The organism is Exiguobacterium alkaliphilum 12/1 (genome assembly GCF_000714435.1).
GTDB classification, from domain to species: Bacteria; Bacillota; Bacilli; order Exiguobacteriales; family Exiguobacteriaceae; genus Exiguobacterium; species Exiguobacterium alkaliphilum.
Genome location: NZ_JJMW01000015.1, coordinates 167,981 through 181,596, shown reverse-complemented (window position 1 = coordinate 181,596; position 13,616 = coordinate 167,981). Strand labels below are relative to the sequence as shown.

Annotated in this window: 15 protein-coding genes; all 15 read right to left on the bottom strand. The window is 53.0% G+C overall.

What is annotated here, in order from left to right:
• Positions 1-13: 13 nt before the first annotated feature.
• Positions 14-2,071, bottom strand: a complete 2,058-nt coding sequence (gene glyS / locus RT52_RS02360) for a glycine--tRNA ligase subunit beta (protein ID WP_034814848.1) — start codon at positions 2,069-2,071, stop codon at positions 14-16.
• Positions 2,064-2,966, bottom strand: a complete 903-nt coding sequence (gene glyQ / locus RT52_RS02355; protein WP_034809440.1) for a glycine--tRNA ligase subunit alpha — start codon at positions 2,964-2,966, stop codon at positions 2,064-2,066. Before glyQ ends, glyS begins: the two co-directional genes overlap by 8 nt.
• Before the next feature lie 281 nt (positions 2,967-3,247).
• On the bottom strand, positions 3,248-3,997 hold the full coding sequence (gene recO, locus RT52_RS02350) for a DNA repair protein RecO (RefSeq protein ID WP_034809439.1): 750 nt from the start codon (positions 3,995-3,997) through the stop codon (positions 3,248-3,250).
• A 3-nt stretch (positions 3,998-4,000) separates the two neighbouring features.
• Positions 4,001-4,909 carry a GTPase Era gene (era, locus tag RT52_RS02345; RefSeq protein ID WP_034809438.1) on the bottom strand — a complete coding sequence of 303 codons (909 nt, stop codon included), beginning with the start codon at positions 4,907-4,909 and terminating at the stop codon, positions 4,001-4,003.
• 43 nt (positions 4,910-4,952) lie between these two features.
• Positions 4,953-5,297, bottom strand: a complete 345-nt coding sequence (locus tag RT52_RS02340) for a diacylglycerol kinase family protein (protein WP_034809437.1) — start codon at positions 5,295-5,297, stop codon at positions 4,953-4,955.
• Positions 5,294-5,770 (bottom strand): rRNA maturation RNase YbeY, encoded by a 477-nt coding sequence (gene ybeY / locus RT52_RS02335; protein WP_034809436.1) that lies wholly within the window; start codon positions 5,768-5,770, stop codon positions 5,294-5,296. Before ybeY ends, RT52_RS02340 begins: the two co-directional genes overlap by 4 nt.
• Positions 5,748-7,829: an HD family phosphohydrolase gene (locus RT52_RS02330; RefSeq protein WP_034814846.1), complete on the bottom strand. Its 2,082-nt coding sequence runs from the start codon at positions 7,827-7,829 to the stop codon at positions 5,748-5,750. Before RT52_RS02330 ends, ybeY begins: the two co-directional genes overlap by 23 nt.
• Before the next feature lie 17 nt (positions 7,830-7,846).
• Positions 7,847-8,803 carry a PhoH family protein gene (locus tag RT52_RS02325; protein ID WP_034809432.1) on the bottom strand — a complete coding sequence of 319 codons (957 nt, stop codon included), beginning with the start codon at positions 8,801-8,803 and terminating at the stop codon, positions 7,847-7,849.
• 178 nt (positions 8,804-8,981) lie between these two features.
• On the bottom strand, positions 8,982-9,446 hold the full coding sequence (locus tag RT52_RS02320) for a hypothetical protein (RefSeq protein WP_034809429.1): 465 nt from the start codon (positions 9,444-9,446) through the stop codon (positions 8,982-8,984).
• Between the two features lie 5 nt (positions 9,447-9,451).
• On the bottom strand, positions 9,452-10,435 hold the full coding sequence (gene floA, locus RT52_RS02315; RefSeq protein ID WP_034809426.1) for a flotillin-like protein FloA: 984 nt from the start codon (positions 10,433-10,435) through the stop codon (positions 9,452-9,454).
• On the bottom strand, positions 10,432-10,944 hold the full coding sequence (locus tag RT52_RS02310; RefSeq protein WP_024371438.1) for an NfeD family protein: 513 nt from the start codon (positions 10,942-10,944) through the stop codon (positions 10,432-10,434). Before RT52_RS02310 ends, floA begins: the two co-directional genes overlap by 4 nt.
• Before the next feature lie 134 nt (positions 10,945-11,078).
• A complete protein-coding gene (locus RT52_RS02305) occupies positions 11,079-11,528 on the bottom strand; it encodes a GatB/YqeY domain-containing protein (RefSeq protein WP_034809424.1) in 450 nt (149 codons plus the stop codon).
• A gap of 33 nt (positions 11,529-11,561) precedes the next feature.
• Positions 11,562-11,756 (bottom strand): 30S ribosomal protein S21, encoded by a 195-nt coding sequence (gene rpsU, locus RT52_RS16125; RefSeq protein WP_029334745.1) that lies wholly within the window; start codon positions 11,754-11,756, stop codon positions 11,562-11,564.
• Between the two features lie 77 nt (positions 11,757-11,833).
• Positions 11,834-12,499 carry a deoxyribose-phosphate aldolase gene (deoC, locus tag RT52_RS02300; protein WP_034814844.1) on the bottom strand — a complete coding sequence of 222 codons (666 nt, stop codon included), beginning with the start codon at positions 12,497-12,499 and terminating at the stop codon, positions 11,834-11,836.
• A gap of 90 nt (positions 12,500-12,589) precedes the next feature.
• Positions 12,590-13,471 (bottom strand): EamA family transporter RarD, encoded by an 882-nt coding sequence (gene rarD / locus RT52_RS02295; protein WP_034814842.1) that lies wholly within the window; start codon positions 13,469-13,471, stop codon positions 12,590-12,592.
• Between the last annotated feature and the right edge of the window lie 145 nt (positions 13,472-13,616).

The window sequence follows — 13,616 nt, the reverse complement described above, 5'->3', positions numbered from 1 at the left end:
CCCTCTATTTTGGTCAAAGCACGAGTGCATTGAAGTCGGCGACGCGCTCGATTGCCGACGCCAGACGTTTCATCTCGTGAAGACGGTTCAAGCGGACTGCCTCCACGTCACTCATGACCATCGTATTTTCAAAGTAAGCGCTAATCGGTTGCTCCAAGATGCGAAGTGCCGTGAGCGCGCGTTCGTAGTCCCCTGCCTCGACCGCATCATTCAACTGATGCACCGTCGTCTCGGCAGCTTCATGGAGCATACGTTCTTCGTCGTTCTCGAACAAGGAGACGTCAATCGGTCCGTGTTCACCTTTCTTCGCGATGTTGCCGACCCGTGTCAATTGTTCAATCAACGGTTTCGCCTCGTCACGCGACACGAACTGTTGCACCGCTTCGGCACGGGCATCGAGACGTGTGACCGAAAGTCCTGTCGTAAGAATCGCATCGATGACATCGTAACGGACATGGCGCTCTTGCAGACGATACTTCAAACGAAGCATGAAGAAGTCTTTCAATTGCGCTTTGACTTGTTCTTTATCGGCATCGTAAAGTCCTGCTTCTAGCTGAGAATCGACAACTTGTGACAAAATCTCATCAATCGTCATGTCGACGTCCCAATCCCCAAGGATTTGAACGACACCTTGCGCTTGTCGACGAAGAGCGAACGGGTCTTGTGAACCGCTCGGGATCATGCCGATTCCAAAGAAGGCGGCAATCGAATCGAGCTTGTCTGCGAGCGCGAGCGTTGCCCCGGTCGCAGTCGTTGGTGACGCATCGCCGGCAAACCGTGGCATGTAATGTTCACGGATGGCCGCAGCGACTTCGCGGTCTTCGCCTTGCATGAGGGCATATTTCTCGCCCATGATGCCTTGCAGTTCCGTGAACTCGTACACCATTTGACTGACGAGGTCGAACTTATGGATGTGTGCCGCACGCGCGACTTTCGTTTCGTCCGCTTTAAAGAGCGGCGCGAGCGTCTCGGCTAGCCGTTCCACGCGACGAACTTTGTCACCGGTCGTGCCGAGTTTTTCATGGAACACGATCCGGTCGAGACGCGGCAGTTGATCGTCAAGCTTCGTCTTCTTGTCTTCCTCGTAGAAGAAGACGGCATCGGCGAGACGAGCACGGATGACTTTCTCGTTTCCGCGGGCGACGTTCTCGAGGTGCTCGGCGTTCCCGTTCCGGACAGTGACGAAATACTGCTTGAGCGTGTCCCCGACGTAGACCGGGAAGTAACGTTGATGTTCTTTCATCGTCGTGATCAATACTTCTTCTGGGAGTTCAAGATAACTCGCATCATACTCACCGAATAGCGCTGTCGGCCACTCGACGAGGTTCGTCACTTCTTCAAGCAATGACGCGTCGAGCGGTACCGTCCAGCCTTGTTCAGAGGCGAGCGCCTCGATTTGAGCCGTGATCTGGTCTTTACGCGCCTCATATGAAGCGATGACGTACGCTTGTTCGAGCGTCGATACGTACGCGTCGGGCGAAGCGATCGTGACGTCACCCGTGCTTAAGAAGCGGTGACCGCGCGTCACATTGCCTGTTTTGACCCCTTCAATCTCGAAATCGATGCGCTCTGTTCCGAACAAGGCGATCATCCAACGAATCGGGCGCATATAACGGAGACTGCTCGTCCCCCATTTCATGTTTTTCGGGAACGTCATGCCGCGCACGACGTGTTCAAGGCCAGACAGGAGCGACATCGTCGCTTGGCCCGCCTCGTGACGGTCCGCAAAGACGTACTCGACGCCTTTCTCTTCCGCGAAATAGAGGTCCTCGACCGAGAGGCCTCGACCGCGCGCGAATCCGGCCGCGGCTTTCGACCAGTTCCCTTCAGCATCTTGGGCGATCTTCTTCGCTGGTCCACGTAACGTCTCCGTCAAATCTTGTTGTGTCTCTTCGACGTCTTTGATGAGGACGGCGAGACGGCGTGGCGTCGAATAGACGTCGACCGTCCCAAAGTTGACGCGGGCGTCGTTCAAGAACGTGGTGACGCGCTCCGCTAGCTGTTGCTCCGAGCGGAGGACGTATTGGGCTGGCAATTCTTCAAGTCCGATTTCTAATAAAAGGTCACGCATCAAGGGCACCTGCTTTCTCTTGATTAAGAAGCGGGAAACCGAGACGTTCCCGTTCTTCGATAAACTTCGCCGCGCACGCGCGCGACATGTTGCGTACACGTTGAATGAATCCGGTACGTTCGGTCACCGAGATGGCGCCTTTCGCATCGAGTAAGTTGAACGTGTGCGAACATTTGAGGATGTAGTCGTAAGCCGGGAAGACGAGGTTCTCATCAAGGGCGCGTTTCGCTTCTTTTTCATACGTGTCGAACAACGTGAACAGCATGTCGACATCTGAAAGCTCGAACGTATATTTCGAATGCTCGAACTCCGGCTGGTAGAAGATGTCCCCGTACTTGAATCCATCTGTCCAGACGAGGTCGAACACGCTCTCGACTTCCTGGATGTACGAGGCGAGACGCTCGAGACCATACGTGATTTCGACAGCGATCGGATCACACTCGATGCCTCCGACTTGTTGGAAGTACGTGAACTGCGTGATTTCCATCCCGTTGAGCCACACTTCCCAACCGAGTCCGGCCGCACCGAACGTCGGGTTCTCCCAGTTATCTTCGACGAAACGGATATCGTGCTCGAGCGGGTTGATCCCGATGAGTTCAAGGCTCTCCAAGTACAGTTCTTGAATGTTGTCCGGTGACGGCTTCATGATGACTTGGAACTGATGGTGTTGATAGAGACGGTTCGGGTTCTCTCCGTATCGGCCATCTGCCGGGCGGCGCGACGGCTCCGTATAGCAGACGTTCCACGGCTCCGGTCCGAGACTCCGGAGGAACGTCATCGGGTTCATCGTCCCGGCTCCTTTTTCCACGTCATATGCCTGCATCGTCAGGCAACCTTTTGACGCCCAGAAGTTTTGCAACGTCAAAATGATTTCTTGTACTGTCTTATGTTTCATGTTGTGACACCTCCAAAAGTATTGAAACGACAAAAAACGCCCCTATGTGCCATGCACATAGGGACGGGATTACCCGCGGTTCCACCCTACTTGCCTCGAAACGAGGCCACTCTTTGGATTGTGGGCGCTCCAGAATCGCCATTCACTTTTCACATGGCGCTCGGCTCCCACCTGCCCGAACTCGCTGTCCCCATCGTTAAAAAGCTACTCATTTCCTTCATTGCGCACGCTACATTCATTTGTCTAATCGTAGATTATGGTATCGAATCTTGTCGAAAAAGTCAATCATCGTTCAAATGAAGTCGTTGCATTTGATCGAGCACGCGCTTCGTCTTGAGACGGAGTCCGCTGTATGAATCCATATAGGCGTCGAACAGTTGCCTAAGAAGTAGCCGCGTCTCTTTCGTGAGCGGGACGTTGCTGAACTCGGAAAGCTCATGACGGCTCATCCAATACAGCAGCTTCGCCAACCGTTCGCTCAAACGAATCGAGCCTTCCTCGTTATGACGTGCACACAGGAAGCCACCCGCCGTCACCGAAAAGTACATCGGGTCGGTCACGTCGTTACAGCGGATGCATCCGGTCAATACCGGGGCGACACCGAGCAAGTGAAGAATACGCAGCTCAAAGTGGTGCGTGATCACCTCCGCGTCCATCCCGGCATTGAGCGCCTGAAGCGCCTCGTTCAAGATGCGGTAGAGCGGACGGTTCGGCACGCGGTCCTCGACGGTCCGGTCGACGAGTTCGAGCCAATACATCGCATACGCCATCCGCTCGACGTCTTTTCGGATTTCTGGGTACGACGTGATTACATCCGACGATTTCAATTGGCCAAGGCCACGACTCGCCGGAAAGATATAGACGGCTTCGACGAACGGTTGACTCGACGAATGAAGACGACTGCCTGGCTTCTTCGCCCCCCGTGCCATGACGGCGACCTTACCGAGCTCTTCGGTGAACAACGTCACGACTTTGTTCGACTCACCGTAATTGACCGTGCGGATGACGATTCCCGTGACTTTTTGTAACATCGCTTAATACTCGTCGTCGCGGAAACCGAGATCGCGCAGTTGGCCCATCTTGTTGCGCCAGTCCTTCTGTACTTTCACCCAAAGGTTCAAATACACTTTCGTCCCGAGGAGCATCTCGATATCCTGACGGGCTTCGGTCCCAATTTCACGGAGCATCGCACCTTTTTTGCCGATGACGATTCCTTTTTGCGAATCGCGCTCGACCATGATCACCGCCTCGACATCGACCATCTCCGAGTTCTCGCGTTTTTTAATCGACTCGATGGCGACGGCAATCGAGTGCGGCACTTCGTCACGCGTCTTATGGAGCACTTTCTCACGAATCAGTTCAGAGATGATGAACCGTTCCGGGTGATCGGTCACTTGGTCGGCCGGGTAATACATCGGGCCTTCCGGAAGTAACTTTTTAATCTCTTTAAGAAGTGGTTCGACGTTGTTCCCTTGAAGTGCCGAGATTGGGACATATGCCGCAAAATCGAGCTGGTTTTTATATTGTTCAATCACGGCTGGAATCTCATCCGGATGAATCATATCGATTTTGTTCATGACGAGGATGATCGGCGTGTCGAGCCCTTTCAACTTTTCGATAATGAAATCATCGCCCGCGCCACGCGGTTCCGTCACGTTGACCATGAAAAGAATCGCATCGACTTCACGCAAGGCGTTCGTCGCGACTTTCATCATGAAATCACCGAGGCGGTGTTTCGGTTTATGAATCCCTGGCGTGTCGATGAAAATGATTTGAGCGTCGTCGGTCGTGTACACCCCTTGGACTTTGTTGCGCGTCGTCTGTGGCTTATCCGACATGATGGCAATCTTTTGGCCAATCACGCGGTTTAAAAATGTAGATTTCCCGACGTTCGGGCGACCGATAATCGAGACGAATCCTGATTTAAAATCTTCTTGATACATAGTGCACCTGCTTTCATATTGTCTTGAATAAGGACGCGCCCGTTCACACGAGCGCGAGAAGATACGGTAAATAGATGACGAGGGCCGTTACGGCCGCACCGACTGAGGCGACAAGCACGGCACCAGCGGCCACATCTTTCGCTTGTTTGGCGAGTGGCCTCACGTCGCGCGTCACAAGATCGACCGTCCGTTCGACGGCCGTATTGAGTAATTCTAACGAAATGACGAGAATGATCCAACCAAATAACAACAAGTTCTCCATCGTCGTCGTGTCGAGCCATATCGCGAACACAACGACGAGGAGGCTCGCGATGAGGTGAATCCGCATATTCCGCTCGGTCCGCGCCGCGTGCACAATCCCTTGCACGGCGAACCAAAACGGTCTCACACCTCGCCTCGCTTCAACTCAAAATGGGCGAGCACTTCTTCTTGCCGAGCCGTCATTTCCGCCTCGTCTTCCGGCGTCATATGGTCGTACCCGAGGAGATGTAAGAAGCCGTGGATTGCCAAGAAACCGAGTTCTCGTTCGAATGAGTGGCCGTAGTCCGCCGCTTGTTCCCGACAACGCTCGACCGAGATGACGAGGTCGCCGAGGAGGCGCGGCTCGTCTTCGTCGAGCATGAAATCCATCTCTTCTTCCCCCATCTCATCGAACGCGAAACTGATCACATCCGTCGGGGCATCTTTGCCGCGCCAATCCCGATTGATTTCTTGAATCAACTCGTTCGTCAAGAACGTGACCGAGAGTTCACTCGGTTCCTCGACGTCTTCTTCTGTTGCGGCGTGGACTAAAATCGCTTCGACGAGTTCACGTTGTGCGCTCGTCAGTAATCCATGTTCATCGTTCGAGATGATTTGCATGCATGTCGCCTTCTTTCTTTAGTTCTGGATATTCGATGCGTTCATGGAAGAGGCCAGTCAACGTCTCACAGGCACTCTCGCCGACACGCCATACTTCTTTCGTCGTCAAATCACAATCTTCAAACTGACCGTCTTGCAGCTTATCGCGAATGATGCCATTAACGAGCTGACGGATGCGGTCGGGCGTCGGTTGTTTTTGAGACCGGACCGCGGCCTCGATTGAATCGACGATCATGACGACGGCCGCCTCACGCGTCTGCGGTTTCGGACCCGGATAACGGAAGCGCGATTCGGATACGTCACGCGTCTCTTTCGCCTTCACGTAAAAGAACTTCAACAGCGAGGTACCGTGATGTTGTTCGGCGATGTCGATAATCTCTTGTGGCAACTTGTAGCGCCGCAGAAGATCGGCCCCGTCATACGGATGGGCCATGATGATATCGGCCGACTCTTCAGGAGTGAGTCGGTCATGCGGATTGACGCCGTTCTGTTGATTCTCGATGAAATGGAGCGGTCGTTCGGTCTTTCCGAGGTCGTGGTAATAACTCGCCACGCGGGCGAGCAATCCGTCGGCCCCGATCGCCTCACACGCCGACTCGGCCAAATTGGCGACCATCATGCTGTGATGATACGTGCCTGGCGCCTCCATCAACAACTTCCGCAAGAGCGGGTGAGTCGGGCTCATCAGTTCGACGAGGCGTCCGGATGACAAGACGCCGAACCACGGTTCGAGGAACGGCAAGAAGCCGAACGTGAGCACGATGGACAAGAGCGCTCCGACGACGGCGAAGCCGGACAAGTAAGCCGCCATCTCCCATGTCACTTGCGTGTTTCGTAAGAACAACAAGGCGAGCACCATGATGATATTGATGATCCCGAGCAAGATGCCGGACAAGAACAGTCGCTTCCGCTGAATCTTCGGTTCGACCAAGAACACCGCGAGGAAGCTTCCCGTCGCGAAATAAACGAGCGTCATGAAGCTCGTATTCTGTCCATAACTGACGACAATCGCCCCGGCAATCATCGTGATCAACGCCGATGCGAGGGCGACGCGTTCATCGACCAAAATCCGGAGCAGTAATACGACGAAGGCCGTCGGCGCGAGCACATAGGCGTACGTTGTGAATTCGATGCCGATATAGCCAACTCCGAAAAAGAGTCCAAGTTGGAATAACAAGAGACCATATACCGTAATCAAGATTTTCGGTCGGAGCAATAGCTCATTGATCTTTGAGCGAATCAACATAAACAAAAATCCAGCTGTCAGCAGGCCGCTCAATAAGTATGATCCGAAAAGCGGTGCGAACGATCGGTTCGGGTCAATGGCACCACTCAGTTCGAGCTTACGATAAATCTCGCGCGTGACGACTTCTCCTTGATTGACGAGCAGTTGACCCTCTTGAATGATGACCGGGTCGACAGCATCGACCGCTTCTTGTTCCTTTTGCCGCGTCGCTTCTGAGTCGAAGACGTAGTTCGGCACGATGAGCTGGTCGCTCAAGCTTTTGGCAATCGTCCGAAACTCGAGCGAGAGCGGTGATTGATCGATGAGCGTCCCGGCGCGGTCTCGTGCATCGGCGATTGAGTCGGAACTCGTCTCGATGCGATTCCCCATAACTTCCTGAAGCGCCGTCACGGTGACATCTTCGACCGTTCTTCGCGTGTTTTCACTCGCCTGGAGCAACGCGTTCAACTCATCGTCCCCAAGAAATCCGTTCGCATCAGTCGAGTTGAGACGACTTTTAATGTCGGCTAATTCTGTCTCGTCATCCGTGTTCTCGAACGCCGCGAACAGCTGCTCGACTTTCGCAATCTGTTGATCGGCGAACTCACGGCGAAGCGAGAACTGGCTGCCGACGGCGTTCGTCGCTTCTTGCCTCAACCATTCCGTCGCCACGCGGTCCTCGATTGTGATCGGTGAGCGGATATCCTGTTCGGCAATCCCGAGTGGTTCGACGCTTATGATGGTCGGGCGCACTGTAAAGTAAAGGATTGCCCCAAGGATGAGGAAGAAGACGATTGAAATCGCCGCCACCGTCCAATGACGTGCTCGTTGCATCAGTGCCCCCCCTTTCGTCATGTAAGATCCGTGCTATAGGCGTTGATGATTTTCTTGACGAGTGGATGGCGCACGACGTCCGAAGCGGTAAAGTGCTCGAAATGAATCCCGTCTACCCCTTCTAACAGGCGGAGCGCCTCTTGTAAGCCGGACGCTTTCCCTTTCGGTAAGTCGACTTGCGTCAAGTCACCCGTGACGACCATCTTCGACCCGAAACCGAGTCGAGTCAGGAACATCTTCATCTGTTCTTTCGTCGTGTTCTGTGCCTCGTCTAGGATGACGAACGCGTCCTCGAGCGTCCGTCCTCGCATATAGGCGAGCGGGGCGACTTCAATCGTCCCGCGCTCGAGCAGGCGATTCGTCTGTTCGACGCCATAGACGTCGAATAAGGCATCATAAAGCGGACGCAAATACGGATCGACTTTCTCTTTCAAGTCGCCCGGTAAAAAGCCTAGGCTCTCTCCGGCTTCAACGGCAGGTCGTGTCAAGATGATGCGTTTCACTTGACCTTCCTTCAAGGCACGGACGGCTAAGACGACCGCCAAATACGTTTTCCCCGTACCGGCCGGACCGATTCCGAAGACGAGGTCACGGCGCTCGATGGCGCGAACGTAACGGCTCTGCCCGACCGTCTTCGCACGAATCGGCTTCCCTTTGCTCGTCGTGAAGACGACGCGTTCGTAATGTTCGAGCAACTCGTCACCTTTCCCGACTTGAATATGTTGAATCACGCTGATCGCATCGCTCTCGTTCAAACGTGCGCCTTTCTTTACGAGCTGTTGCAACGTCTTGACGACTTGTTTCGTCAGCTCTAACGTATCGGCTGAGTCTGCTTGAATGATGAGTTCTTCTCCTCGAGGTGTCAATGCGACGGAAAGCTCAGATTCGATAGCTTCGAACACTTCGTCTTTCGGTCCAAGGAGTGCTTGTGCTTCGTTCGCATGCTCCATGACGAACGGAATTTTATCAGTCATAATCAATGGATGATACTCCCCCTCTTGAATAGATTGTTCCCTCTTTACTTTAGCACTATCAAGCCGTTCGTGAAAGAAAGACCGCCCCTTTCACGAGCAAAAAAGCAGCAACGAGAAGAACCGCACTTGATTGTTGGATTAAACCAACACATCAAGGCGGTTCCCGTCACTGCTTCATTCAGCGCTTACGTTTTGAAACGGGTGGCTGAATGATTTCACTCCACACGACCGCTTGTCTCACTTGCTTCATCGACATGCGTGGTTGTGGTTGTGGACGTGTCGATTCCGCCTCCGTGATTGGCGGAATCTTCACCGTCTGTTCAAACTCCCGACTGACGGCCGGTTGTCGCTCTCGCGACTTCGGCGCGTGACGGTCTGGGTCGTAAGGACGACCTAACGTTTGTTCCGGGGCCGCAGGAGCCGCGACGCGGCGTCGCAGTTTTTGTCCCTGGCCTTGTCCTTGCTTCGGTTCCTCAAGCGAACCTTCGACTTCTTTCATCATATCGCCGACCGTATCGAGATAGCGTTTCAAGTCCGAACTTGGGGGACGCTCTCCCGTCGTCGACGAGGATTTCTCTAACCGCTTCATGACCGCCGAGGCGATCCCGAACGCGGCGAGTAGGAGTACCCACAGTCCATCCATATCGATTACTCTCTATTGTCAGATTCGACTGGGTGACCGATCGCTTTACGCATGTCTGTATCGGCTTGGACGTTCAAGTAGTTGACGTAGTCCATGACACCGAGTTTACCGTGGCGGAGTGCCTCGGCCATCGCGAGTGGGACTTCGGCTTCAGCTGCGACAACTTTCGCGCGCATCTCTTCAACAGAAGATTTCATCTCTTGTTCGCGAGCAATCGCCATCGCACGGCGCTCTTCCGCCTTCGCTTGGGCAATCTTTTTGTCGGCTTCGGCTTGGTCTGTTTGAAGTACCGCACCGATGTTCTTACCGATATCAATGTCGGCAATATCAATCGAGAGAATCTCGAACGCCGTCCCTGAATCAAGACCTTTCGTCAATACTGTACGTGAAATCAAATCCGGGTTTTCAAGTACGTGCTTATGATTGTTTTGCGAACCGATCGTTGAAACGACCCCTTCCCCGACACGGGCAATGATCGTCTCTTCACCGGCACCACCGACGAGACGGTCGATGTTGGCGCGAACCGTGATGCGGGCTTTCGCCTTTACTTCGATCCCATCCATCGCCACACCAGCGATAAACGGTGTTTCAATCACTTTCGGGTTAACCGACATTTGGACCGCTTCAAGCACGTTCCGACCAGCGAGATCAATCGCTGCCGCTCGTTCGAACGACAGCTCGATGTTGGCGCGGTGTGCCGCAATCAATGCGTTGACGACACGGTCGACGTTACCGCCGGCAAGGAAGTGACTCTCGAGTTGGTTCGTGTTCAAACCGAGTCCGGCTTTCACCGCTTTAATGAGCGGGTTGACGATTTTCGATGGGACGACGCGACGGAGACGCATCCCGACGAGCGTAAAGATTGAAACGTGAACGCCTGCTGCGAACGAGCTAATCCATAATCCTACCGGTACGAACGTGAAGAATACCGCTAGGGCAATCAAACCTCCACCTGAGATGAGTAACGTGGTCAATAGTTCTGGTGTCATTCTGTTACATCCTCCTTCGGCTCTACAAAGCTTCGGACGACGACGCGTCCTGAATCCACTTTATACACCTGAATTTTAGTTTGTTGATCGAGATAGCTACCCTCTGTCACGACATCGATTCGTTCTCCTTCAATCTCAGCGGTACCCGCTGGACGAAGTGGTGTCAATGTGACGCCGACCTTACCGAGCAAACTTTGTTTGTCGGCGTGAGACAAGTAACCTTTTTCTGACGACGTCGAGTCCGTCAAAATAAGGCCCTTGTACATGAGCGACCGATTCGACTGCAAACGTCGATACGCCCAAAATCCAAGTCCGGCAACGATGGCCGTGGCCAAACCGAGCGATAGCCACAACTGACCGATCGTGGCGCCTGCCATAATCAGACTGGCGACGACCGCACCTATACCGAGCACTCCAAACAACCCAAAACCGGCAACGAACACTTCAATTCCAAGAAGGACGACTCCGACGAAAAACACTGTCAGAATCACTCCGAGACCAAATGTCATCGTATTGCTACCCCCTTCCAAATAAAAAGCTACCTCTTATCTCTAGTGTATACGAAACGAGATTGAATGTGGTTTCAGAATACGCAAAAAAAGGCAGAATCTTTTGGAATTTCCAAAAGACCCTGCCAATTCGTTCAATTCGTCAATTGTTGTTTGACGATTCGGTTCACAAGACCACCGTCTGCCTTGCCTTTAACTTGAGGCATGACGACGCCCATCACCTTACCCATATCAGATGGGGCCGACGCATTCGTCTGGGCGATAGCTGCTTTGACGATTGCAGTGACCTCTTCTTCAGAGAGTTGTTCAGGCATATAGGCCTCTAGCACGACAATCTCGTCAGCAACTTTAGAAGCAAGGTCCTCACGACCAGCGCTTTCGAATTCTCGGAGGGAGTCTCTGCGCTGTTTCATCTCTCGGTTGAGCACCGTGAGTTCCTCTTCCTCAGTAAGATCTTGTCGGCCAAATTTGATAGCCTCATTTTGGAGCGACGCTTTGACCATCCGGATCGTCGTAAGACGATCTTTCTGTTTGGCGCGCATGGCTTGCTTCATGTCGTCCGTCAAGCGTTCTTGAAGACTCATGAGCTAACACCCTCTCTACAAATGAAACTGAAATTAGAATTTCTTACGCTTACGCGCAGCTTCTGATTTCAATTTACGTTTTACGCTTGGCTTTTCGTAGTGACGACGTTTGCGAACTTCGGCAAGAGTGCCATCTTTCGAAACACCGCGTTTGAAACGACGAAGAGCGTCTTCAAGCGATTCGTTTTTACGGACACGAGTTTCCACTAGTTTTCCCTCCCTCCGAATTACACGACTAAGGAAACGTGTTTCACACGTCATATCATATTATAGTGAAATTAAGTCGTGAGGTCAACCACTAGTTGTTAATAGTCGCTATCTGAACGACCGCCTGTGACGATGGCGATTCCAGCCGATGCGCCGATGCGCGTCGCACCCGCATCAATCATCGCTTTCGCGCCTTCAAAGTCACGTACGCCACCCGATGCCTTCACGCCAACATCCGGGCCGACCGTTTCGCGCATGAGGCGAATATCTTCAACCGTCGCGCCGCCCGTCGAGAAACCAGTCGACGTCTTCACAAAGTCTGCACCAGCCTTGACTGACAACTCGGCCGCAGTCTTGATTTCTTCTTTCGTGAGCATGCACGTTTCGAAGATGACTTTAACGAGCGTACCGTTCGCTGCTTCCACGACCGCGCGGATGTCGCGCTCGACAAGCTCCAAGTCGCCGTCTTTCAACGCTGCGATGTTGATGACCATATCGACTTCATCTGCACCGTTCGCGATTGCATCTTTCGTCTCGAACGCCTTCACTTCTGGCGTGTTGGCTCCGAGTGGGAAGCCGATGACCGTGCATACTTTCACGTCGTCATCTGACTTGAGTTGTTCTGCTGCATACTTTACCCATGTCGGGTTGACACAGACGCTCGCAAATTTGTACTCAAGCGCCTCTTCGCAAAGCTTTGTAATTTGATCTTTCGTCGTTTCAGCCTTTAAAGCCGTGTGGTCGATATAACGTGCTAATTCCATCGTATAGTTCCTCCTTTGATCGTTAAGTCTGACATATAGGTCTGACCTCTAACATATTATCATGTTTTGTACGCTTGTAACAGCTTTCATTTAGACGAGTTGACGTCGTTTTCTCGTTTGGACCCAACTGTTCCAGCTGAAGAAAAAGATGGCGAGCCAAATGCACGTGAAGGCGAACACATGGTATGCCGTGAACGGCTCATGATATAACAAGACACCAATCGCAAGGCTCAATGTCGGTGCGATGAACTGCAAAAATCCGACGAGCGTGAACGGGATATGTTGCGCCCCGTAGCCGAACAACAACAGCGGTAACGCCGTCATCACGCCCGTGCCGAGCAGAGCGACCCAAATGATCGGGGACGCCGTCAAGGTGAGCGTCTCACGCGACGTCTCGAAGGCGAGGAACAGGACTGCGACCGGCACGACAGCGAGCGTCTCGATACCGAGGCTGACCGTCGAGGCGAGCGGGCGTCGTTTCTTCACCATCCCATAAAACCCGAACGTGCTGGCCAGTATAAAGGCAATCCAAGGGAATGAGCCATATCCGAACGTCAAGACGAGCACACCGACCGTGGCCACCCCGACGGCGAGCCACTGGACCCGGTTTAATGATTCCCGAAAAACGAGCACCCCTAACACCATACTCACGAGCGGATTGATGTAATACCCGAGCGAGGCCTCGATGATATAACCGTTATTGACGGCCCATATGTAGACAAACCAGTTCGCACTGACGATAAATCCGTTTAACATGAAGGCGTTTCGCGTCGCCCGATGGCGGAGCGCATAGTTGAACTCTGTCCACTGTTTCGTCCACTTCAAGACGAGCAAGATGAATAAAAACGACCACACGATGCGATGAGCAAGAATTTGACTGCTCGGAATTTCCTGTAGAAACTTCCAATAGATCGGGAGGACTCCCCACATGACGTAAGCGCCGACCGTGGTCACGACTCCTTTATTCAACATATTCACCTGCCCTCTTCTACAATTAACGTCAGTGTAGTCGATGCGTTAGCGACATTCAACACATTTCTTTCATATATTGATGACAAAAAGAGGCGTGCCGGACAGGGGGGCTCGAATGGCAATGAAAGCAGAGGAGCGTCATCCC

Coding starts and splice junctions, on each gene's coding strand:
- glyS (WP_034814848.1), bottom strand. CDS start 2,071: ATGCGTGACCTTTTATTAGAAATCGGACTTGAAGAATTGCCAGCCCAA.
- glyQ (WP_034809440.1), bottom strand. CDS start 2,966: ATGAAACATAAGACAGTACAAGAAATCATTTTGACGTTGCAAAACTTC.
- recO (WP_034809439.1), bottom strand. CDS start 3,997: ATGTTACAAAAAGTCACGGGAATCGTCATCCGCACGGTCAATTACGGT.
- era (WP_034809438.1), bottom strand. CDS start 4,909: ATGTATCAAGAAGATTTTAAATCAGGATTCGTCTCGATTATCGGTCGC.
- ybeY (WP_034809436.1), bottom strand. CDS start 5,770: ATGCAAATCATCTCGAACGATGAACATGGATTACTGACGAGCGCACAA.
- RT52_RS02330 (WP_034814846.1), bottom strand. CDS start 7,829: ATGCAACGAGCACGTCATTGGACGGTGGCGGCGATTTCAATCGTCTTC.
- RT52_RS02325 (WP_034809432.1), bottom strand. CDS start 8,803: ATGACTGATAAAATTCCGTTCGTCATGGAGCATGCGAACGAAGCACAA.
- RT52_RS02320 (WP_034809429.1), bottom strand. CDS start 9,446: ATGGATGGACTGTGGGTACTCCTACTCGCCGCGTTCGGGATCGCCTCG.
- floA (WP_034809426.1), bottom strand. CDS start 10,435: ATGACACCAGAACTATTGACCACGTTACTCATCTCAGGTGGAGGTTTG.
- RT52_RS02310 (WP_024371438.1), bottom strand. CDS start 10,944: ATGACATTTGGTCTCGGAGTGATTCTGACAGTGTTTTTCGTCGGAGTC.
- RT52_RS02305 (WP_034809424.1), bottom strand. CDS start 11,528: ATGAGTCTTCAAGAACGCTTGACGGACGACATGAAGCAAGCCATGCGC.
- deoC (WP_034814844.1), bottom strand. CDS start 12,499: ATGGAATTAGCACGTTATATCGACCACACGGCTTTAAAGGCTGAAACG.
- rarD (WP_034814842.1), bottom strand. CDS start 13,471: ATGTTGAATAAAGGAGTCGTGACCACGGTCGGCGCTTACGTCATGTGG.